Raw genomic sequence first — 22005 nt, forward strand, 5'->3', positions numbered from 1 at the left:
CAAGAGTTTTCTATGCGCGCCGATCGGCGACGATCCAGCCGGCCGCCTTTTCGGCGATCATCAGCGTCGGCGCGTTGGTGTTACCGCTGGTGATCTTCGGCATGATACCCGCATCGACGACGCGCAGGCCCTCAATGCCCCGCACCCTGAGACGGCTATCCACCACTGCCATCGGATCGTCATCGTGGCCCATCTTCGTCGTCCCGACAGGATGAAAAATGGTGTTGGCGATATCGCCCGCCAACCTGGCCAGTTCCTCGTCGCTCTGGAACTGCAAGCCGGGCTTCCATTCCTCAGGCTGGTATTTGGCCAATGCCGGCTGCGACACGATACTGCGCACTTGCCGCAAGCTCTCGGCAGCGATGCGGCGGTCCTCTTCCGTGCTCAGATAGTTCGGCGCAATCGCCGGGGCGTCGACGGCCTTATCGGAGCGAATGCGCACGCTTCCGACGCTGGTCGGGTTGAGATTGCACACACTCGCGGTGAAGGCGGGTACGTTGTGCAACGGTTCTCCGAAGGAGTCGAGGCTCAGCGGCTGGACGTGATATTCAAGATTAGCGTGCGCCTGGCTGTCGTCCGACCGGGTGAAAGCGCCGAGCTGCGAGGGCGACATGCTCATGGGGCCGCTGCGTTTCAGCACATATTCGAGCCCGATCATCGCCTTGCCGAGCAGGCTGTTGGCGAGCGTGTTCAGCGTCTTGGCATTGCCGACCTTGAAGACCGCGCGAATCTGCAGATGGTCCTGAAGATTTTCCCCGACGCCCGGCAGGTCGTGGGCGACCTCGACACCATGGCGCTTCAGGAGAGAGCCCGGCCCGATGCCCGACAATTGCAGGATCTGCGGCGAGCCGATGGCGCCGGCCGACAGGATGACCTCCCTGCGCGCTCTGACCTCTGCCCTTTGCCCCTGCCGCTGGACAACGAGGCCGGCACAACGCTTGCGGCCGGACGCCTCGGCTTCAAGGATCAGCCGTTCGACATGGGCCTGAGTCCAGACCGTCAGGTTCGGGCGGTTTTTCGCCGGGCGCAGGAAAGCCTTCGACGTGTTCCAGCGCCAGCCGGATCGCTGGTTGACTTCGAAATAGCCTACGCCCTCGTTGTCGCCGCTGTTGAAATCGTCGGAGCGCGGAATACCGGCCTCGACGGCGGCCTCGGCGAACGATTCGAGGATGTCCCATTTGAGCCGCTGCTTCTCTATCCGCCATTCGCCACCGTGGGCGTGCATGTCGGAGAAGCGGCTGTTGCCGCCTGTCTTTGGGTCCGCGCCGTTGTCCAGCCGATAATGATCCTCATGCGCCTTGAAATCGGGCAAGCAGTTCTGCCAGGACCAGGCGTTATCGCCGGTCGCCGCCGCCCAGCCGTCGAAGTCGCGCGCCTGGCCGCGCATATAGATCATGCCGTTGATCGAGGAGCAGCCGCCGAGCGTCTTGCCGCGCGGATAGCGCAGCGACCGGCCGTTCAATCCGGCATCCGGTTCCGTCTTGTACAGCCAGTCGGTGCGCGGGTTGCCGATGCAATAGAGATAGCCGACCGGGATGTGAATCCAGTGATAGTCGTCCTTTCGGCCAGCTTCTAGCAGAAGCACGCGCATCGCTGGATCGCGGCTGAGGCGATTGGCGAGCAGACAGCCTGCGGAGCCTCCACCGACGATGATATAGTCAAAACTATCGGCGGCGCGGTAAGAAGCGCGGCTGGTCATCGGCTTGCTCGCGCGCTGCGATGCAACACCGCACAATCATAAGCTTCGACGATTTGCCGTAGCATTTTAGCCTCCTCCTCATCTCTATTTTCAGGAATAGCGGAGGAGCGGCCCGGAAATCCAATGACAAATGGCGCAGGGCATTATAAGTAAAATTAATATGCTTCAGTCAATCGACCTAAGAAAATTGAAGGCATTCGTCACCGTCGCGCGCGAGGGCAACGTCACGCGCGCCGCGGAGCAACTGCACATCACCCAACCGGCGGTCACTCTGCAACTGAAGCGCCTTGCCGCCGATACCGGGCTCACCTTGTTCCGGCGGACGTCCACGGGGCTGGAACTGACGCAGGAAGGAGCTCTGCTGGCAGCCAAGGCGGAGCAGGTGCTGACGGCATTGACGGATTTTGGGCAGACGGCCGGACATTTGGCGACACGCGTACGGGGGAAATTGCGGATCGGCACGATCATCGACCCGGAGTTCACCCGGTTGGGGGCGTTTCTGAAGGCGCTGATCGAGAGCGGGCCGGGCATAGAAACCACACTGCGCCATGGCATGAGCGGCGACGTTCCGGAGGGGCTGAGGCGAAATGAACTCGATGCCGGTTTCTATCTCGGCGACCCAAGAGATTATGATCCTTCCGCCGAGATTACCGGAGAAAGTGCCGCACCGCTTTTTCATGCCCGCGAGCTGGCGCAATTAACCTATCGCGTCGTCGCGCCACCATCGCTCGCCGGTCTCGTGCGCGGCGCGGATTGGTCACAGCTCGCATCGCTTCCTTGGATCGGCACACCGCAGGCCTCGGTCCACAATCGATTGCTGTCGCGCCTATTTACCGATTTAGGCGTCCGGCAAAATATAGTCGCCCAAGTGGATCAGGAGACGTCCATGGTTGCCATGGTACGGACAGGGGTGGGATTGAGCCTTTGCCGAGAGTCGATTGCCCTTCATGAACAACAGGCACACGGCCTTGTCATCGCTGAGAATGTTAAAATCTCCACGACGCTGAGTTTCCTCTGCTTGGAGGCTCGTATCGGCGACCCCTCCATAATGGCTGCTTTCGATGCAATAAGGCGGGTTTGGATATAGTCGGGGCGGTCTGTGTGAAGGCAGTGGTTCGCCGAGACATGGTTTTGAGGGAAGCCTGCGTTACGACAACGCGTTGCCCGATAGCGCTTGTCTACCGTGAAAGACGCAAATTGCCCGTGCGACGCCAGCAAAAGGAGAAGCCACTGCGAGGTTTATCGCTTCAGTCGGCGTGGTCCGTCCGTCGGGGGCTTAGCCCAATTAAGAAAGCCGAGCGCAATTGTTGGAAAAGGCCAGTTCGCAGGATCGCGGCAGCTATTCAGCTAGCCGCGTGTTGCAACAAGCCGTCCAACGCGCTCGTGAAGAACAGGCCCCTTCTATCACTCTGCACTTTGGCCACGGACACGATTTGGTAGTCCGAAGCGGACAATCAATTCGGTACGCAGGGACGGCAGGTTTGCGCACCATGTCGGACACTCAGGCCGCTGTTGAATTTCTGAAAGCTGCCGTTCGCTTAATCAGATAGGGCGGGGTAGCGGACATTCTGGTCCAACGGTTCCTCCGTATGCTTTACGGAACCGCCTCGGTCTTGTAGCGCGCCACCAGCGCTTCAGTTTGTTTGATAAGGTCCCGGGCAACAGACGCGCCGTCGTCTGGGCCGTTTCCATGGACCGCTCGGGACGCAGTCGTCGTCGACTTGAAAATTTCGAGGTCAATGCGCTGGGAAGTCTCGAGACGGCCGTGACGCTGACAACGCCTGAAGACATCGGGAAGCTGACCACGGAAATCGTGTTCGCCGAACCGCGGATCCGCAACAAGATCGTGTTCCTGGCGGGCGACACCGTGACTTACGACGAGGTTGCTGACAAGCTGGAGGCGGGTCTCGGGCGGCCCTACCGCCGCTCTGAATGGAGCGTGCCCTTCCTGATGGAAGAACTGGCGAAAGATCCGCAGAACATGATGCGCAAGTACCGCGCTGCATTTGCCTTGGGTCGGGGCGTCGCGTGGGACAAGGCCGGGACGTTCAACACGCGGCAGTCCATTCCGGTCACGGACATCGATGCGTGGATCCATGCAAACCTAGATGCCTCTGGTCGGGGGTAGTCCTCGAACCGCCTGGGGTTCGCGATTTCGAGCGGGTGGGTGGGACGACAAATGGATGTCGTACCCATCCACTGTCCGACCCCACGCCGCGATGCTCGCCACGTACTGATAAGCGACCTCCGCAGACCCGCTAGCGTTCGCTGCGGGCACTTGGATAACCTGAAAACGCGGCTTGCCTCTCAGGCACCGAAATGTCCGTTTCCGAAAGTTGTCTCAGTCAGCCGCTATGACCAAAACTGGTTCGGTAGCCGAACAGCAGCTGATTGCAAATCCTAGCCGAAACCCACCAGGCTGGTAACGGCCCCAGAGCCGACTTTCAATCCCTCGCCTTGATAGGGTTCGAACTCGTGGCAATCCCGTTGTCCTTAATACGCGGCAAGGTTCGACGGTTAACCGCCCTGCGCGACCGAAGTCGCTAAGACACGGCAGTTCGGGATGGTATTGCCGCCCCCTTGCTCCGCTGCTCGATCCATGCCTCTATTTAACCTTCGAGGGGTGAGCTTCAATGTCATGGCATCACGCACGAACATAGCCGCTTCGCGGCAGCGCGGAGCTGGGGTGGACTTCTATCCCCAAGGGACAACGGAAGACTTGAGGATGAGTGTTTTGCGCAAGAATTCAACTCGGGTCGGCCCCGGCTATCCACAGGTCGTTGTGCTCGTCGGCGCAACGGGCGATCTCTCAAGGCGCAAGCTACTGACCGGGCTGTTCCACCTCACCAATGCGGGCTTCATCCCAGGGTGCCGCATTATCGGCGTCTCGCTCGACGACATCGATGCCGATGCCTTCCGCACCATCGCCCGTGACTCGCTGGACAAGTTCTTGACTCGCAAGTTCTCGCAGTCCGAATGGGAAGCGTTTGCCGCATCGCTCGACTACGTCCCGCTCGCTGCCGGCGCCAATGCTCTCAAGGAAGCGGTCGACAGGGCCGAGAAAGCACTGGGCGTCGAGACGCGGCGCGTGCATTATTTATCGGTGCCACCAAGCGCCGCACTTCTGGCCGTGCAACTCCTCGCCCAGGCTGAGCTGACTGAACGCTCCCGTATCATCATGGAAAAGCCCTTCGGCACGGACCTTGCCAGTGCCGTTGCACTGAACAAGAAGCTGCACGAAGTGTTCGACGAGAAGCAGATATTCCGCATCGACCATTTTCTCGGCAAGGAGCCGGCGCAAAACATCCTGGCCTTCCGATTTGCCAATGGCCTGTTCGAACCAATCTGGAACCGCAACTTCATCGACCATGTGCAGATCGACGTTCCGGAGACGCTCGGCCTTTCCACCCGCGCCGCCTTTTACGAGACCACCGGCGCCTATCGTGACATGGTGGTGACCCACCTCTTCCAGATCCTCGGCTTCATGGCGATGGAGCCGCCCACTGCCCTTGAGCCTGCGCCAATCTCGGAGGAGAAGAACAAGGTGTTCCGCTCCATGTTGCCGATTGAGCCGCGCGACGTGGTGCGCGGCCAATATATCGGCTACCGCAATGAGCCTGGCGTCGATCCCGAAAGCGACACTGACACCTTCATCGCCCTAAAATGCGCCATCGACAACTGGCGCTGGGCTGGCGTGCCCTTCTACCTGCGTACCGGCAAGCGCATGGCCGAGGGGCAGCGCATTATTTCGATCGCATTCCGCGAGCCCCCGAAATCGATGTTCCCTGCCGGCTCTGGCGTGGGGGCACAGGGCCCTGACCACCTCACCTTCGACCTTGCTGATGCCTCCAAGGTCTCGCTTTCCTTCTATGGCAAGCGCCCTGGACCGGGCTTCCGGCTCGACAAGCTCTCCCTGCAATTCGCCATGAGCGAAACCGGCCTGATTGGCGAAGTTCTGGAGGCCTATGAGCGTCTGATCCTCGACGCCATGCGCGGTGACCACACGTTGTTCACCACGGCCGAGGGTATTGAGCGGCTCTGGGAGGTTTCTCAACCTCTCCTCGATAACCCGCCGCCCGTACGCCTCTACGACCAGGGCGGCTGGGGGCCGAAGTCGATCCACCAACTCATTGCCCCGCACGCTTGGCGCCTACCGTTCGAGCGCGCCTGGAGGGATGCGGCAAAGCGTGATTGACGGTCAGTAGTTGGATCGCGCCGACGACCCCTTCGTAAGTCCGAAATCCTTGGTTTCAGCCCCATCATTTCAGCTATAAGGTGGGAGACATCGCCCAAAGGGGATTCAAGGCCAATGCCCCCAGAGAAGAAGGACCGTTCGCCTGTTGCTCTGGAACAGCGCGACGTAAGCGCCGACCAGCGCATGTTCTCGCCTTCCGTTGCGCGAAATTCGGCGCCGATCCTCGCGGTCCTAAAACGTGTCCTTCCAACACATGGCGCCGTGCTGGAGATTGGATGCGGGACCGGCGAGCACGCCGTGTATTTTGCGGGAGCAATGCCCAACCTCACCTGGCAGCCGAGCGATCCGGATGCCGACGCCCGCACCAGCACGTCCAGCTGGATCAAATTCGCAGGGCTGAAGAATGTGCTGGCACCGCGGGATATTGATGTGTGCTCAGGACAATGGGGCGTTGAACAAACGGGGCATTTTGACGCCATCGTGTCTATCAATATGATCCATATCGCGCCATGGGCGACAAGCTTAGGATTGTTTGCAGGAGCTGGCCGTTTGCTTCGCGCTGGTGGGCTTCTTCTTCTCTACGGCCCATTCATGCGCGACGGGGCACACAACGCCCCTTCGAACGCTGCTTTCGACGCGGCTCTAAAGGAACGCAACCCATCCTGGGGTGTGCGTGATATCACTGATCTTGAACACGTGGGTGAGGCCGCGGGACTTAATCTCCGCGAGACGATCGAGATGCCTACCAACAATATGTTGCTGGTCTTCTCCAGCGGTAGTGCCTGAACGAGCGGGCGCGAAAGAGACGTGGGCCTATAACAGCATTTGGGCCCTTTGCTATCGTTCGAGGTCGATCCGCGGAACGTGCGGTATGCGCTAAACGATCGACCTCACTCCACTTGATAGTGGTCATGGCAACGTGCAATCGTCCTTTGACGATTACCTTGGAGAATTGTCCCCCTGACCAGGTCGGCGCCATCAGGCCATCAGAAACACTCGATGGCGAACCGGCCGTTCTGCTGGAGCATGTCTGCCGTCTCGGCCTGGAAGGGATCGTCGGCAAGCACCTTGATCAACCCTATCGCTCAGGTCGCACCGGAGATTGGGTGAAAGTCAAATGCGTCCAGAGCGAGGCTTTCTTCATCGTCGGTTATGAGAAGTCGGCAGCGTCGCCTGCCGGCTTCGGCTCGTTGGTGCTTGCCGCCTACCGCGATACCGATCTCGTCCACGTCGGGTCGGCACCGGCTTCAAGGAAGCCGAGGCGATCCGACTGCGGAAGATGCTGGACACGTTGCGATGGAAGCGAAAGCAGCCGCCCCTGCACTATTCCGAAAGTGCCGACATTGTCTGGGTCGAGCCGACCCTGATCGCCGAGATCGAGTTTCGCGCCTGGACGTCGGACGGAAAATTGCGCCATCCATCCTACAAGGGCCTGCGCGAACGGCAGGACAATGCCGACGTCTTCCGGCTCGACTAGCGAAATCAGCGCCATGCGCTAGATTGTCCGCCATTCGAGCTCAAGCGGAGTAGATGGCCTGCAATGTGCAATCTTTATCGCATGGAAGATAAGGACTGGGTCGCAAAGTGGGCCCGGGACGCTGAAAGCCTGATCAACCTGATGCCTGCCTACCAGATGAACCCCGATCAGATGGGGCCGATCGTCCGCAACACCGCCGACGGCAAGAAGCAGCTGGTCCATGCGCGCTGGGGACTGCCCTCCCCGCGCTTCACCCTTGAGAAGGCGGCCAAAGCCAAGGCCGAGAAACTTGCTGCCAAAGGTAAGCCCTTCGATCTCGAAGAGCTGATCCGCATGGAGGCCGACCGCGGCACGACCAACGTGCGCAAGCTCAGTTTTCCGCACTGGAAACGATGGTTTGGCGTCGAACACAGGTGCCTCGTTCCGGTCACCAGTTTCGCGGAACCGGATCCGGCCAGCCGGCAAGATGGCGGCAACGTTCCGAATGCCTGGTTCGCCCGCGATGAGCAGAAGTCACTGATGTTCTTTGCCGGTCTGCATGTGCCGCAATGGCAGAGTGTCCGAAAGGTCAGGGACGGCCTGACCACCGATGATCTCTACGGGTTCTTGACCACAGATCCTAACGACCTGGTGAAGCCGATCCATGAGAAGGCCATGCCAGTCCTGTTGCTGGCAAAGGAAGAGACCGACATCTGGATGCGGGCGCCATGGGAAGAGGCCAAGGAGCTGGCCCGTCCATTACCCAATGATGCGCTGATCATTTCCTCGCGCGAGCCGTACGGATCGACGATTGTCTCGAAGTCCGGAGAGCTGGTGGAACACGGCAGTCTGCTTTGACGCCTGGACCTAGAGCTTGAATGTATCGGAAAACGAAAAAGCCTGCCGCGGGAGGAGGTACGGCAGGCTTCTTGAAAAATTGAACAACGGCTGGGAGGAGGAGTGCCGCTGTTCCGTCAGGCGCCCCTTGGGAGGAGGAGTGGGTCGCCTAACACACGAAGCTCTGCGGGAGGAGGTGCATTGCTTCGTTGACTTAAAGATATCGGAGACTGCCTCGACCGCCAGCGCTCAAACCGCAGTGCAGCCATGCGTATGTTGCAATGCAATATAGACCTTGTGCTCATTTTTCCGCCACTATGATGGAGACGGAGCCTTCTTTATGCTTGGTTCGAAACCGAGAACGAAATCGATCACCTTGGCGGAGGACATTTCGCACGGCTTTAGAATCGGCCCAGGTCCAGGCAATCGATAGAGGTTGAAGCTGACGATAGCGCCTCGGCTAAGCTCCTCGCCATAAAGCCAGGTCCGTTTGCCATCCTCCGACCGCTTGACGGTCACGCCCCACGGTCGATTACTAAAATGCCCATCGACATAGCCTTCCGGCAATTTCGCAAGCGCGTCTTCGAATGCCGCCTGAACCGATGGAGGTGTTTTGCCGCCGGCGGTCATGGCGCCAGACATTCGTCGCAGATCCCGCAGCCATCGTCATCCATGCTCGAGGCCGGACGTAACCTTCGACAGCAAGGACATGCCATTGCATCCGACGCACACTTCTCATCGCGGTCCGGCGGAAGAATTTCGATGCATACTTTCGGCATATCGGCCGCGCTTCGATCCATGGCCACGCTCCGGTGTTGGGGTACACTAGAGATAGTGAGCCTCGAAGGCTGCACAAGCCGGGAGAGATCGCTGTCGGAGATTGGCCAGTGCGGAACCTGGGCGGCCCGTCTCAAATTAACTGCCAAGAGCTGTTCTAACCGGCGCATTCTCACGATTAGCTGGCAAACACGGCCACTGTGCTCAACGTTCGTAACATGATGGCCAATCGGCGCCTAAACGCAGGCGATCGGCTTGACAGGGGATTAGCGGTTCGGACATACCCGCAGGGGCCGTTCTAATAGTGAAAATGACGTTGCTACAGGTTCGGAGGACATCGTGGGCGCAGGGAGCAAGTGCCAAAACACATGTTCTTCTCAAGGGACATAAGGAAGCAAGACTGTGATCTACGAGCTCAGAATTTACGACTGTCTGCCCGGCCGATTGCCCGCGCTGCTCAACCGCTTTGCCGAACATACGCTGGCACTATGGGACAAGCACGGGATTAAGCAGGCAGGTTTCTTCACCACAATCGTGGGCGAGAGCAGCCAGCGTCTCACCTATCTCATCGCCTGGGAATCGCTAGCCGATCGCGAGGTGAAATGGAAAGCTTTCACCACTGATCCTGCATGGCTTAAAGTCCGCGACGAGTCAGAGCGCGACGGGCAGATCCTCTCCAATATCTCTAACCAGTTGTTGTCACCGACTGCCTTTTCGGCAGTAAAGTAAGACACCACGGATCCCCGCTTGCGGCCAGTCGGAATTCTACCCGGTCTGGTCATCTGCGGAAGCGATGACGAACGGCAGCTCTTAGGATATCGCCAACACTGCCCGAACGGCCGGAATGAAGGCGCATAAGCGAATCTAAGGCGCTAGGTATACGAAGCTTGTGTGCAATGCGCACCCCTAAAGGAACCCCTTCCAAGGAGTGCGCATGGCATGCTCACGGGAAAACGCGGATGACCGTCTTTCCCGCGCGCCGCTCCGTCGAATTGAAGGTGGCGACCGCATTGTCCAGGCTTGAAATCTTGCCGATGTTCGTCCGCAGTCTTCCGTCCCGGACCCGCTGAACGATCTCGGATATCTGGGCACGATCAACCTCGACGACGAAGTCGACCACCAGGCCATCCGCAGGTCGAATATCCGTCGGTCCGACGGCTGTCACAAGCGTTCCCCCGGCCCGGATCAGCGCTGCGGACCGTCGGCCCCAGCCCGTGTGCTGTCGACGAAGACTTGCGTGAACGATAACCGGGCCTCACGTCGGAATTCGCTTTCATGTGCCCGGTAGAATTGCTTGAGTTCCTCGTCACTTGGCTCCGCCGATCCTGAGGTATCCTCGATCAGAAAGGTCACTTTCTGCGCGAGGCGACGCCTTACCACGGCGTCGTCCTTGTCGAGCCCGAGCTCGTGCGCCTCGCGCGCGAGAACTTCTTCTTTGATAAGGTCTCTGACCAGCCCGCGAACCTCGTCAGGCGACGGGCTTCTTTGCCATTGCCGCGTCCAAGTTTCAGTTGCCCAACGCACATCCGCCTGGCTGATCCGCACCTTACGCTGACTGGTCGTCGTCTCCGTCGGTGCGCGATCAATCAGCGCGTAGGCTGCAAACAACGCAGCGCCCACGAGAAGAAAGTGAACAAGAGGCTCCCTCAGCAGCGCCAATCAGGCCTGCAGCCATGCTGACAGGGGGAATTTAGCACTGACGACGGAGTGACAGAAGTAAATTACCGTATCACCGGGGTAGCAAGGAGTGGGAAGGTTCCCTTTTCCGTCAGAAAGCATCAAACTCGATGGCCCATATGGCATGCGTAGCCTTTAGCGGAAGTCGATGCGCACCAAGCTTGGTTACGTCGCAGGAATAGTTGCAGCGCTTTGCTTTAGCTCGCCAACAATAGCCGCGGACCTCCTATCGGCCACAGCGTCACGGATCCGGGAGCGCAAGCCGGGCGCCCGGGATGCTTTTGCCTGTGTGATCGCAATCCTTGATCGATCGATGACCGCATCAATGGCGTCGAAACCGACAACTAGCGACGACCGACGCGGTTAACTGGACCACCTTTATTTACAGCAGTTCCGTGCGTCACTGTACCACGCGCTGCACGAGCAACCGGGCGCGGCCTCAGCACCACGCCCGGCCTTACGACGCAGCCCGCCGGATAACTGATATATTGACAGTAGACAACAGCATTTGCGGTATCCATTGGCGGCGCCGTAAATCCAATCGTTAGAAATGCAAGTGACGCGGCGGCAATTCTTTTCATATTCTCCTCCTATATCCTCGATACTTCCCCAGAAGCACTGCGGTTGCTCTCACTCCCAAGGATAGGCCTGTGGCCTGATCAATGACATTGAACAGCCATAGTGCGTACGAATGCTTTGATAATGCGGAGCGTCAGAACCGGTCATGGCGGGCCCTCACACAAACGGCCTTATCATAACATTCGAACCAATACTTGGCACGTAACATCACGTTGAATCGGTTCCGTGCTGCGATGCCAAGGACGGAGAGTGATTAGCCTGCGGCTCCTGATCAGCGTCGCCGACGGCGTTGAATGTCTCGTTTGGGCCGATTGCTGCTTTCAAGCTCTTGTAAGAAGCCGGCACCGTCACGTTAGAGGATCGATCTCAATAGATCGCGAGCTAACCTGGACAGCGCCTTTGACCCCTCACGCGTCTCCAAGCTAGCGATGTTCGCACACCGCTGATGTTTTAACGCCTTGCTGGCCAACCTAAGATAATCCTGGTCGGATCGCGGCGACAGTTCCCGGTTCCGCGTTTTAGTCTCGACACGCGTGGGTAACCGTTGGATCGAAACCACCTTGCCCCCAGGCCTCCGGTATCCAAACGTTAGCCATTCGGCCGGTGGACCCAAATCGGACCGGGCACTGCCAATATCGAATAGCTGTGCCAATGCGAAGAGCGTGGCAGACCGCCATATCAATGATAAGCCGGTCAACGGCACCTCCCGGTTCATCAGGACGGGGGTCGGGCCATGGGGAAGCTGGAAGCTGAGGAAAGTGATCTCAGGCTTCCCCCTGTTTGCACAATCGCTCCAGAGAAAGCAGATCGCTTTTTCGACTTCAGCGAGGTCTATCGCTCCCCTCCCCTCCTCGGCATCAACGATCGCCTCCATTGTCGCGATCAGCACGTCGGCATGATCGAGTTCTGATCTCGTTGGTGGCTCTCGAGATATAGCCGCTAGACAGTGGGGGCAGATGAATTCAACCAAACCGTCCCGGCATTCAAATCGAAAATCGCAACGCGAGAAGCACTTTAAACAGCTGTAGCGCAAACGAATTCGGTGAACCGGGCAAGCCACGCTCTCGGCACGAGACCAGCTCCGGCGCAGCCACTGATCGGCCATTTCGCCTGTCATCCTCCAGGCAAGAAGGGCAAACACCTCGCATGCGAGGTTGTTCGATGTAGCCTAGCGGAACAGCATGCCGGGAAAGTGCGAGCGCCTCGATAATCTCGGGGCGAATCCGGCACGCGCGCGCCCACACCTGAAGATGTCCGTGGGTCGGTCGAAGATCTGAATTCTCATGCCCTTTGGTGTCGAGCTCAAGCCAAGCGTCTATGTCGGCGATCGCCAGGCTATAGCGAGAGGCTAAAGCCATATTCGACATGCTGGAAACCATTCAGGCGACGTTTCAAAGCTCCAAGCTGGAACGGGCAAACTATGCCCAGCCCGATGATCCTCCAATCCTAGACAATGACAAGGAAGTCGACTTTTACGGTACCATTTTCAGACGCTCCGACGCCAACCGGCGTGTTATCGCCATTGATCCTGAAAGTGCTTCAAACCAGCTGGCGGCAATTGCAAAGGCCAGCTCTCGCGGGCAATTCGTTATCGCCTATCCGGCTTTGAATAGAGTCTTCTTGGGACAACGACATACGCTACGAAAATGCCCACTCGGGATCACTCACGCCCACTAGCCCTTCATTTTGGCGGTCTTGAAATAGGCCCATAACGGATCGCCCACGAAACTGTCGAGGGCACCGCAGGCCTCCTCCAGTGACAGACTTCCATAATTTCCTGAGCACTGCCTGAATACTGGCCGGCCGCGTCCTCCAGCAGCACGCGATGTCCCCAGATACCCGGTTCTCGGTCGGCGGCGATTGTGGTGCGCAACTCGTAAACTCCGCTCATAGCGGTCGCACGGTAAAAGACATAGCGCATGAGGGGGTAGTACACGGTATGCCGACTGCCGCCGAGGACAGTTCGGGATGATCTTGCGGGACTGTAGCGCCTCGATCGCGGCATCCGCAGCGAGTTCGAGTAGAAACGTGCTGCTGCTCTGGTCGGAGTGCATGGCACGCGGTTTTTCGTCATCGACATGGATGACGTTTCGCCAGGCATTGGAACTTGGCGCTTGCGTCCGCAAGGGCGAGACGGGCTCGATGGTCGTTTATGCCAACCGTATCAGCAAGATCGAAACTGACGGCGAGGGGCGGGAGGTCGAACGCGATATTCCCTTCCTCAAGGCCTACACCGTCTTCAATGTCGAGCAGATCGACGGCCTTCCTAAAAGCTATGCAGTTCCGAGTGAGGACAATACCGTGCGGCCCGTTGACAGGATCGCGCACGCCGATGCCTTCTTCGCGGCGACCGGCGCCCTCATCCGTCATGGTGGCGACAAGGCTTTCTACGCGCCGGCGCCGGACTATATGGCTTCACTTCATTTCTGCAGAAGGGCCAACTGGCAGAGGGCTTACGTTATCGTCTTCGCGGGATATTGCGACCCGCGTGGTACGCGGTCCGCGCTTTCGTTTCCCCAGGCCGACGACGCATACTCCCTTACAGCATACAATATTTGAAACGGTGGAAGCTCGCTTGGTTCCGCGATGATCTCGGCGCCTTACTCGAGCTGCTTCGCGACGGGAAGATCAAGCCGATGGTGGCCGAACGGATGCCCTTGACCGAGGCTCGTCGCGCCCAGGAGCTGCTCGGTCAGGGAGGCGTCAAAGGCAAGCTCGTGCTGATGGCAGCTTCCAGATAACTGTCAACGCGGTCTGAGTTACCGAAATGGCAAACGGAAATCAGCTCCGCCACGGGACCGATGGCCGACCGTCCGCTGCTTGGACACCCAACAGGAAATGTGGACATCCGAGTTCTTGCCGCCAAGGTCTAGGATCGGCCTTTGCAGCCACCCACCGTTGCTGGCGCCATAGCTTGAATTGACCCTCTTCGATCATTCCCGGTCCTGTGCAACTGCGCGTGGCCTTCTTGGGCAAGGGTCCTTCCGGCAGTTGGCCGACGTTCCCGAGACGGCAGCAACTGAGTGACGACCCAGGCGATCTTTATCATCTGTGTCTGAGCCCCTTGCTCCACCATTCCCGCGCCCTGACGCGACAATTTACAGCCCGACAAAAAGAGCGCAACGTAGCATTGCGAGACCCGCGGCCTTGGATCCGGCCGTCGACGTCGTCGCAGGGAGGCATGCTATGCCGACAATTATTGGCTATCACGACATCACAAAGGGCGCGCAACACTGGCTTACCTCACCGAAGCGCAAGGAGCTTTTCGGTCCGCTCGGGGTGACCAACATCCGAACGTTTGTTGACCCTCAAGATCCGACTCGCGTGGCGGTGATGATGGACGTTCCGGATATTGATGCCTTGCAGGCGGCGATGCAGAGCAAGGCGGCGGCCGATGCCATGGCTTTCGACGGGGTGGTGCCGGAATCTCTGGTGATCCTCGTCGAGTCGAAGGGGTAATCGCTCCGCCGATAAAAGCCCCTTCGTAGGGCCTGTTCAAACTTCGCTGGCGCGGAACTGAGACGGTCCGCCGAGATCCGCCATGACTCTCGAATAGGAATTGGTACATGGCCGAAAGAGTCCAATCCGACCGACGACTTGCGGCAATCCTCGCCGCGGACGTCGTTGGCTATTCGCGAATGATGGGCGCGGACGAGGCGGGTACGCTGGCTGCCCTCAAACGCCATCGAGAGGCATTGTTCAATCCCGCCGTCACCGAGCATAACGGCCGGGTCGTGAAGCTCATCGGCGACGGCACGCTGGTGGAGTTTTCCAGCGTGGTTGACGCCGTCAAATGCGCGATCGCCATCCAGCGCGCCGTCAAGGAGCAGGACGAGCCGAGCGGCAAGGGCGTCACGCTCAGGATCGGGGTCAACCTTGGCGACGTCATCATCGACGGAGACGACATCTACGGTGACGGCGTCAACGTTGCTGCGCGCCTTGAAAGCATCGCCGAGCCTGGGGGGGTATGCATCGCCTCGATCGTTAATGAGAGCGTCGGCAGACGAGTCGACGTTGCGTTCAAGGACGGCGGCGAGGTGACAGTGAAGAACATCGACCGACCGATCCGGGTGTGGAGATGGCACCCTAACAGCGATTCGGTCGCAAGAGAGCTGCGACAGTTGGCTGGTGAACCGGCTGCGGCGCGTCGCGAGCAGGCTTCGATCGCCGTGCTGCCGTTCGACAATATGTCCGGGGAACCCCAGCAGGAGTATTTCTCCGACGGCATAAGCGAGGACATCATCACCGATCTTTCCAAGATCGCCGGGCTCCTGGTCATCGCCCGAAACTCCAGCTTCACCTATAAGGGCAAGAGTGTGGACATCCGTACAGTGGGGCGCGAACTCGGCGTGACGGCTGTGCTGGAGGGTTCAATCCGCCGCGCCGGCAACCGGGTGCGGATCACTGCACAGCTCATCGACGCTGCTAGCGGCACGCATTTGTGGGCGGATCGCTACGATCGCGAGCTCACCGACATTTTCGCGCTCCAGGACGAGGTTACGCGCCGCATCGTCGAGGCACTTAGGGTGACCCTGACACCAGCGGAATCGGCGCGCATTGCGCAAACGCCGACAGAAAGCATGGAGGCGCACGATCTGTTCCTGCGCGGGCGAGAGGCCTTGTTGGGTACGCAGAGCACCAAGGAAATGTTCGAGCTTGCCGTTGGCTGCTTCACCCGGGCGATCGAGCTCGATGCCGATTATGCCGAGCCTTACGCTGGCCTTGCTCATGCCTACAATCGCGACTTTCAGAACAACTACAGCGGAAGGACCGACAGCAAGCAACTTTCAGCCCACTTCGTCAAGCTGGCGCTTGAAAAGGGGCCTGACCTTCCTTACGCGCACTATATAGCTGCGTTGGTGAAATTCTGGGAACGCGACCTGGCCGGGTGTACTAACGAAGCAGAGAAGTCACTGGCGCTCAACCCAAATTTTGTGCTCGCCATGGGCATGCGCGCGTTCGCAAAGATCTATGGTGGTGTGCCGCTCGACGCGATTCCAGACATTGAGCGCGCCATGCGTCTCGATCCGTTAGTTGGCCACTTGTACTGGCATTTCATCGGTTCGGCCCACCTTGTTGCCGGGCAGTACGAGAAGGCCGTCGAAGCCTTCCGTCAGCGCATCCGACTGGTATCCGACACTGACTTGTCGCGGGGCTTCCTGATTGCAGCGCTCGGTCACCTCGGCGAGATCGAGGAGGCGCGGCGGGTCTGGGCGGAGCTAAAGAAGGTCAACCCGAAATACTCGTTCGCTGGCCACATGGGACGTCTGCCGTTCACTAATCCCGCCGATGCGGACAGGATCAGGGACGGTTTCGCCAAGGTCGGACTCCCTGACTGAAGGCGAAGCCCGAGTGAAGGAGAGCCGCGGGGCTTCACGGAGGTCGGACCACATTGGGGTTTGCGAATCTGGCGGATCCAGGTCCGCCCAAGTGGGAACGCTGTTTCCGCCGCCTGGCAACCCAGCCATTTTCGAATCCTTCATACAAGGACTTAGTCCTTGGTCGAAACCTCATTGCAAAGCTACTTCGTACTCGTCACCGCCCTGCACCTTCTTGAGGAGCGCGACTCCTCCTGACACGCCGAGGGCGCTCAACCCATCATCGGGAGCGCCCTCGTTCGCCTACGACGTCTGGTGCAGTCGAAAGGATACGAACCATCGACCCTCACGTCGCGCGCAAGGCACTCAAAATTCGAGGTCTCAGGCGTAAGCAGATTTATGGAACCAATTAGGAGATCACGGCAGACGGCCTTCGGCGGAGGGATACAGAGAGAAAGCCGGACATCGTTAAACGCGGGCCGCTTGCATTCGAAACCGGCAAGACATTGCAGAAAATTCGTAACGAATGCCGTCAGCCGTTCAGGCAGGCGGCGAGGCCGTCCAACGTCTGCAGCCCGTATTCCACTGCGCCGAAACCGAAGACCACCTGAGGCCGAGCGGCACTGGGAGCTGGCGCAAGGCCAGCACGGAAGGGAAATATCCGACAGTGGTGATCGGCATCAGACCGAGCACGCCGCTGAATGTGTCTGTCATTTCGGCCGGCGCCGTTTCCTGCCGCGTCGAATACGACATGCGGACACCCGGAGGCTTCAACTCCGGAAAGGATTGCACGGTGCCATAGCGAGCTGATCGACCATGAAGAAGCTCTTTGCCACGGCTTTGCAGATATCCTTCAGCTCAAGCGACTGCGCCATCCTCGTCATTGCTCCAAGGGTTCCGGCAAACCGGTCATAGAACATCTGGCCTCGCCACCTGATCAACGGCAGGAGCCACCACACGAGCGCGGATATCAGAATGACCACGCCAGCTAATACGGAAATCGTGGTTGCCGCGATGCCGTCACGCGCCGCGTGGAGCATGGCATCAAGACCTTGATGGGCGACGGTCACGGCGACGATCGAGTCGATTCCCACAAAGGCAATGAACGGCAAGATCTTCAGCAGTTCCCTTTTAAGGGCCCTGCTCAAACGCAGCGCTTCGCCCCCGGTCGTAGTCACTCGTATCGACAAGATCTTTTTGCCAAGCGTTCTTCGACCGTTTGCACTGAAGTACGCGAAAGCGAACCACACAAGAACTAAACCGACCAGCGGGCCGAGGGAGTCCGCGACCCTTCGATCGGGTCACCGTTCTGGTCGAGCGCCACCGAGATCGTCTGCCATGACACCGGTCCGCCGTCGGGATTACCAGCGATCGCCGTCGTCTGAAAGAACGGGCTCTCTTGCCCCAGAAACTCAGTGATTTGGCAGATTTGATTGACCCTTGTCTCGCCGGGTTTCAGGGGCCATTCGCGCTCGACCCTTTCCACCAAAGGGCCAGAGGTGACTTCTCCGCACTGCGTGCTCTGAAAGAGCGGCATCCCGAAATTCAAGGGAATGACGAGCGCGAGCACCGCCAGCACAATTTCAAGAATTGTCATGTCGACCAGATAGGCAAAGGCCCGCCTCCAAAAGAGCCGAGGCTGCACAATTCTCTGAGCATGAGTGATATTAACGTCCACGTGACCCCCGCGCCAAACAATGCGATATGATCGAAGAAGCGAGCGCGCTCGCGATAAATCTGAGAAATCCCTGTGACGGCGGCCGAGTGCCGCCAATAGTGCTGCTTCTGCTCACCTCTCCTGCATGGCTTGCGATCCGATTTCAGCGAGCGGCGAGTAGAGATATTCCAGAATGCGCCGACTGCCGGTCTTGACCTCGACAGTGACGGACATGCCGGGAGACAGCGCGACGCGCGTCCCTTCGATGTTGATGCTTATCTCAGCCGGCTTGATAACGACGGGGAAGACCAGGTTCTGCACGCGTTGGGCGTTGCCGATCGGGATGACGCTCTGCAGTTCCTTTGCCGGCTGGCCTTCGAGCTGCTGCGCATCGGGTTCTGGAATGGCGTCGGTTGCGACGCGGGTGACGGTACCGTTCAGGATGCCATAGCGGGTAAATGGAAAGGCTTCGACCTTGATAATGGCGTGCTGTCCGGGCGACACGAAGCCGATATCGCGGTTCGGCAGATAAGCTTCGATCTCGAGAGACGAGTCGTCCGGCACGATGCGCATCAGTTCGGCACCCGCAGTCACGACCTGGCCGACCGTGGAGATGGCCGATGTCTGAACGATGCCGTTAATCGGGCTTTTGATCGTCATCGAGTCCAGCCGCTTGGCCGCCTTGACCAGTTGCTGCTCCTTCTCGTCGATGTCGCGTGATGCTTCCGCCTGCTTCTCAGCATTGTCGGCGACGAAGGTTTTGATCGCTTTCATCCCTTCGCTCGTCGCTGCGACGATCGCGGTCTCCGCCTCCGCCCGCTGACCCACCTGTTCGGCGAGCGTTGCCTCTTCCTTCTGCTTGGTCTCGACGGCATCGATGACGCCGGATCTCGAGCCGGCGCTGAGATCGACAAGGTTGGACCGCATTGTCACACGATCCGTAAGTGTCGCGACCAGCGCCTGCTGGGCCGTGACCATCTCGGTGTATCGCTTCAGTGCGGCGAATTGCTGGTTTCGCTGCGCCGCAAGACTGTCGAGGGTCGATGCAAGCTGCTCAAGATCGGAATTGTAGAGCAGCGTTTCACGTGTTCGGATCTCGGCCGGTATCGAACCATCGAATTCCGGCGTGAGCTCGATTCTGCGTTCTCCGCTCCAGAGATCAGCATGCTGCCAGGCATTGACCTGCGCCAATGCGGCGGCGCGCCGGGTCACCTCGGCCCGCAGCGCGGCGAGGCTGGTGGAGAGCGCGGTGACTTCGGCGCGTGCATCGGTCGGGTCAAGCTCGACGAGTATGTCTCCGGCTTCCACCTTGGCGCCGTTCGAGACAGGAACGGCGATCGTTTTGCCGACTTCGATCGACTGGATCACCTTGACGCGTCCGGTCGGTTGGATCTTTCCCTGGGCTGTTGCGACGATATCGAATTTGCCGACATAGCTCCAGATCAGCGCGCCGGCAGTGAGCAAGCAGATGAACCAGATGAACGCGGTGCGGATCGGCGATGCCGGTGTTTCCAAGATTTCGAGCGCTGCCGGCAGAAATTCGTTGTCCACCCGCAATCGCTTCGGAGGTTTTGGCGGAAGCCGGGGAGGCTGAACGTTCTGGTTCATGACTGCACCGGCCCCGTCTGCAGCTGCCAGAGATGGGCATAGAGGCCGTTCGGGCGGGAAAGCAGCGTTTCGTGTGTTCCCTCCTCGACGATGCGTCCGTCCTTCATGCCGATGATGCGGTTGCAGTGCCTGACCGTCGCCAGGCGATGGGCGATGATGATGACGGTACGGCCGCGGACGATCTCGCGCATGTTGGCAAGGATGATGCGCTCGCTCTCATAGTCGAGGGCGCTGGTGGCTTCATCGAGGATCAGGATCGGCGGATTGGTGGCGAGCGCACGGGCAATGGCGAGCCGCTGTCTTTGTCCGCCGGAGAGATTGGCGCCACGCTCCTCGATCAGCGTATCGTAGCCGCGCGGCAGCTTGGCGATGAACTCGTCGGCGCCTGACAATCGCGCCATCTGAATGGCGGCGGCCCGCGACATGGCCGGGTTGACCATGCAGATATTGTCGTGGATCGTCCGGTTGAACAGCATGTTCTCCTGAAGCACGACACCGATATTCGACCGCAGCCACGCCGGATCGACCTGGGCGATATCCTGGCCGTCGACGAAGACCTGGCCGCTGTTCGGGATATAGAAGCGCTGCACCAGCTTGGTCAGCGTCGACTTGCCGGAGCCGGAAGGGCCGACGATGCCGATGACTTCGCCCGGCCGGATCGAAAAGCTGATGTCCTTCAACACATCCTGACCATCGGGGGAGTAACGGAAGTTCACCGATTTGAAGCCAATCGCTCCCTTCGGCGGCGGCAGGCTGACGGCGACGCTCGGGCGTGGCTCCTGCGGGGCGTTCAGAATATCCGAGAGCCTGGCGACGGAAACCTGCACCTGCTGGAAATCTTGCCATAGCTGCGACAGGCGCAGGATCGGCTGCGAGACCTGGCCGGCGATCATGTTGAAGGCGACCAGCGCCCCGACGGTCAATTCGCCATCGATGACTGCCTGTGCGCCGAAGAGAAGCAGAGCGGCCGAGGTGATCTTGTTGACATACTGGATGGCATTCTGGCCCTTCGCCGCGAGCATGGTCGCGAGGAAAGACGAACGCACATAGGCGGCCAGCCGCTCTTCCCACTGCGAGGAGACCACCGGCTCGACCGCCGACGCCTTCAGCGTCTGGATGCCGACGACGGTCTCGACGAGCAATTGCTGGCTGAAGGCGCCGCGCTCGAACTTCTCGTCGATCCGCTCCTTGAGGAAGGGACGGATGAGAAAGCCGATCGCCATGTAAAAGGGAATGGAGGCGACGACGATCCAGGCGAGCTTCGAGGAATAAGAAAACAGCACGAAGATGAAGACGACGGTGAAGATCAGGTCCAGGCCGGAGAACAGGCCCTGACCGGTCAGGAAATTGCGGATGGTTTCGAGCTCACGGATCCTCGCGACCGTCTGGCCGGTGGCGCGTGTTTCGAAATAGCTGAGCGGCAGGTTCAACAGATGGCGAAACAGGCGGCGGCCGAGTTCGACATCGATGCGGTTGGTCGTGTGCGACAGAGCATAGGTTCTCAGATATTGCAGCACGACATCGAAGAGCCCGACGGCGGCAAGGCCGACGACGAGCACGATCAGCGTCGAATAGCTGCGGTGCGCCAGCACCTTGTCAACGACGACCTGGAAGAACAATGGCGTCACCAGCGCGAAGATCTGGATGACGAGGGAGGCGATCAGCACATGGCCGAAGGCCCGCCGGTAGCGCCAGATCGCCGGCAGGAACCAGCGGAAGCCGAAATTCTGCTGTGAGGCGCCGGGACCGGCAAAACGGCGCTGGACGAGGATGAACTCTCCCGCAGTCAACGAGAGAAGTTCTTCTGCTTCGACGTTGCGCGCCGAAAAGTCGATCGGGTTGATCAGTCGATAGCGCCCCTCGGCGGCCACGCCGGCAAAGACCGCGAAGGTGCCGTCCTTCAGTGAGGCAAGTGCGGGCGCAGGAAGGGTTGTTAGCCGTTTGGCATGATGAGCACGGACCGTGCGCGCTTTCAGGCCGACGATCTTGGCTGCCCGCAGCAGGTCGTCGCGTGTGGCCGGCATCGTCAGCGCCAGCTCACGGATCAACGTTTCCGGGCGTGACGCGATCCTGAAAAAACCGGCAATCGCGCAAAGGGCCGCCAACCCGCTATCCGCGATTGCTGCTTCGGGTGCGGCACTCAGTTCGCCGCCGTTTTCCGCCGCCGCATCACGGTCGGGTGCTGTCTGAATGTCTACCATG

The 22005-nt window shown here is 59.4% G+C and carries 19 protein-coding genes and 4 pseudogenes; 13 read left to right on the top strand and 10 right to left on the bottom strand.

What is annotated here, in order from left to right:
* Positions 1-10 precede the first annotated feature (10 nt).
* Positions 11-1699 (bottom strand): GMC family oxidoreductase, encoded by a 1689-nt coding sequence (locus EFD55_RS18240; protein WP_125846456.1) that lies wholly within the window; start codon positions 1697-1699, stop codon positions 11-13.
* Between the two features lie 130 nt (positions 1700-1829).
* Between EFD55_RS18240 and EFD55_RS18245 the strand changes: the two genes are divergently transcribed.
* The 6 genes and pseudogenes from EFD55_RS18245 to EFD55_RS18275 all read left to right on the top strand — a co-directional run bounded on the left by EFD55_RS18245 (position 1830) and on the right by EFD55_RS18275 (position 8208).
* Complete coding sequence (locus EFD55_RS18245; RefSeq protein WP_245438490.1) at positions 1830-2786, top strand: LysR family transcriptional regulator; 957 nt, start codon at positions 1830-1832, stop codon at positions 2784-2786.
* A 603-nt stretch (positions 2787-3389) separates the two neighbouring features.
* The gene (locus EFD55_RS18255) at positions 3390-3827 is read left to right on the top strand and encodes a Rossmann-fold NAD(P)-binding domain-containing protein (RefSeq protein WP_245438492.1); all 438 of its coding nucleotides are present in this window, start codon (positions 3390-3392) and stop codon (positions 3825-3827) included.
* 597 nt (positions 3828-4424) lie between these two features.
* Positions 4425-5894, top strand: a complete 1470-nt coding sequence (gene zwf / locus EFD55_RS18260) for a glucose-6-phosphate dehydrogenase (RefSeq protein ID WP_125846578.1) — start codon at positions 4425-4427, stop codon at positions 5892-5894.
* A gap of 114 nt (positions 5895-6008) precedes the next feature.
* On the top strand, positions 6009-6680 hold the full coding sequence (locus tag EFD55_RS18265) for a DUF938 domain-containing protein (RefSeq protein WP_125846458.1): 672 nt from the start codon (positions 6009-6011) through the stop codon (positions 6678-6680).
* A gap of 182 nt (positions 6681-6862) precedes the next feature.
* Positions 6863-7371 (top strand): annotated as a pseudogene (locus tag EFD55_RS18270) (ATP dependent DNA ligase); the annotation flags it as partial.
* 63 nt (positions 7372-7434) lie between these two features.
* Positions 7435-8208 (top strand): SOS response-associated peptidase family protein, encoded by a 774-nt coding sequence (locus EFD55_RS18275; RefSeq protein ID WP_125846459.1) that lies wholly within the window; start codon positions 7435-7437, stop codon positions 8206-8208.
* A 294-nt stretch (positions 8209-8502) separates the two neighbouring features.
* Here the strand turns inward: EFD55_RS18275 and EFD55_RS18280 are convergent, their stop codons facing one another.
* Positions 8503-8829, bottom strand: a complete 327-nt coding sequence (locus EFD55_RS18280; RefSeq protein WP_125846460.1) for a hypothetical protein — start codon at positions 8827-8829, stop codon at positions 8503-8505.
* A 537-nt stretch (positions 8830-9366) separates the two neighbouring features.
* Here EFD55_RS18280 and EFD55_RS18285 point away from each other — a divergent pair.
* Entirely contained in the window at positions 9367-9693 is a 327-nt protein-coding gene (locus EFD55_RS18285; RefSeq protein ID WP_125846461.1) for an NIPSNAP family protein, read from the top strand.
* Between the two features lie 214 nt (positions 9694-9907).
* Here the strand turns inward: EFD55_RS18285 and EFD55_RS18290 are convergent.
* The 3 genes and pseudogenes from EFD55_RS18290 to EFD55_RS34330 form a co-directional block, all read right to left on the bottom strand.
* Positions 9908-10168, bottom strand: a pseudogene (locus EFD55_RS18290) (NADP-dependent oxidoreductase); the annotation flags it as partial.
* Complete coding sequence (locus EFD55_RS18295) at positions 10150-10623, bottom strand: peptidylprolyl isomerase (protein WP_125846462.1); 474 nt, start codon at positions 10621-10623, stop codon at positions 10150-10152. The gene EFD55_RS18295 and the pseudogene EFD55_RS18290, both read right to left, overlap by 19 nt.
* 362 nt (positions 10624-10985) lie before the next feature.
* Positions 10986-11222 carry a hypothetical protein gene (locus EFD55_RS34330; RefSeq protein WP_125846463.1) on the bottom strand — a complete coding sequence of 79 codons (237 nt, stop codon included), beginning with the start codon at positions 11220-11222 and terminating at the stop codon, positions 10986-10988.
* 731 nt (positions 11223-11953) lie between these two features.
* Between EFD55_RS34330 and EFD55_RS33210 the strand changes: the two genes are divergently transcribed.
* The 6 genes and pseudogenes from EFD55_RS33210 to EFD55_RS18325 all read left to right on the top strand — a co-directional run bounded on the left by EFD55_RS33210 (position 11954) and on the right by EFD55_RS18325 (position 16559).
* A complete protein-coding gene (locus EFD55_RS33210; protein WP_165504867.1) occupies positions 11954-12130 on the top strand; it encodes a hypothetical protein in 177 nt (58 codons plus the stop codon).
* Positions 12131-12585: 455 nt separating this feature from the next.
* Positions 12586-12897, top strand: a complete 312-nt coding sequence (locus tag EFD55_RS18305; protein ID WP_245438493.1) for a hypothetical protein — start codon at positions 12586-12588, stop codon at positions 12895-12897.
* Between the two features lie 291 nt (positions 12898-13188).
* Positions 13189-13626 (top strand): annotated as a pseudogene (locus EFD55_RS18310) (ArdC-like ssDNA-binding domain-containing protein); the annotation flags it as partial.
* Positions 13627-13775: 149 nt separating this feature from the next.
* Positions 13776-13961, top strand: a complete 186-nt coding sequence (locus EFD55_RS33470; protein ID WP_205909793.1) for a zinc-binding dehydrogenase — start codon at positions 13776-13778, stop codon at positions 13959-13961.
* Between the two features lie 445 nt (positions 13962-14406).
* A complete protein-coding gene (locus tag EFD55_RS18320; RefSeq protein ID WP_125846466.1) occupies positions 14407-14679 on the top strand; it encodes a hypothetical protein in 273 nt (90 codons plus the stop codon).
* A gap of 107 nt (positions 14680-14786) precedes the next feature.
* Entirely contained in the window at positions 14787-16559 is a 1773-nt protein-coding gene (locus EFD55_RS18325) for an adenylate/guanylate cyclase domain-containing protein (RefSeq protein ID WP_125846467.1), read from the top strand.
* A 511-nt stretch (positions 16560-17070) separates the two neighbouring features.
* On the opposite strand, the pseudogene EFD55_RS33795 reads toward EFD55_RS18325, so the two are convergent.
* The 5 genes and pseudogenes from EFD55_RS33795 to EFD55_RS18345 all read right to left on the bottom strand — a co-directional run.
* A pseudogene (locus tag EFD55_RS33795) lies at positions 17071-17166 on the bottom strand (ATPase); the annotation flags it as partial.
* A gap of 142 nt (positions 17167-17308) precedes the next feature.
* A complete protein-coding gene (locus EFD55_RS34335) occupies positions 17309-17788 on the bottom strand; it encodes an RDD family protein (protein ID WP_376774099.1) in 480 nt (159 codons plus the stop codon).
* Positions 17789-17793: 5 nt separating this feature from the next.
* Positions 17794-18135, bottom strand: coding sequence for a hypothetical protein (locus tag EFD55_RS18335; RefSeq protein WP_125846468.1), 342 nt, complete (start codon positions 18133-18135; stop codon positions 17794-17796).
* 192 nt (positions 18136-18327) lie between these two features.
* Positions 18328-19803: an HlyD family type I secretion periplasmic adaptor subunit gene (locus tag EFD55_RS18340; RefSeq protein ID WP_125846469.1), complete on the bottom strand. Its 1476-nt coding sequence runs from the start codon at positions 19801-19803 to the stop codon at positions 18328-18330.
* Positions 19800-22004: a type I secretion system permease/ATPase gene (locus EFD55_RS18345; RefSeq protein ID WP_125846470.1), complete on the bottom strand. Its 2205-nt coding sequence runs from the start codon at positions 22002-22004 to the stop codon at positions 19800-19802. The genes EFD55_RS18340 and EFD55_RS18345 overlap by 4 nt, the downstream gene beginning before the upstream one ends.
* Position 22005 lies beyond the last annotated feature (1 nt).

It is taken from the genome of Rhizobium pisi, from assembly GCF_003938655.1.
Taxonomy (GTDB): Bacteria; Pseudomonadota; Alphaproteobacteria; order Rhizobiales; family Rhizobiaceae; genus Rhizobium; species Rhizobium pisi.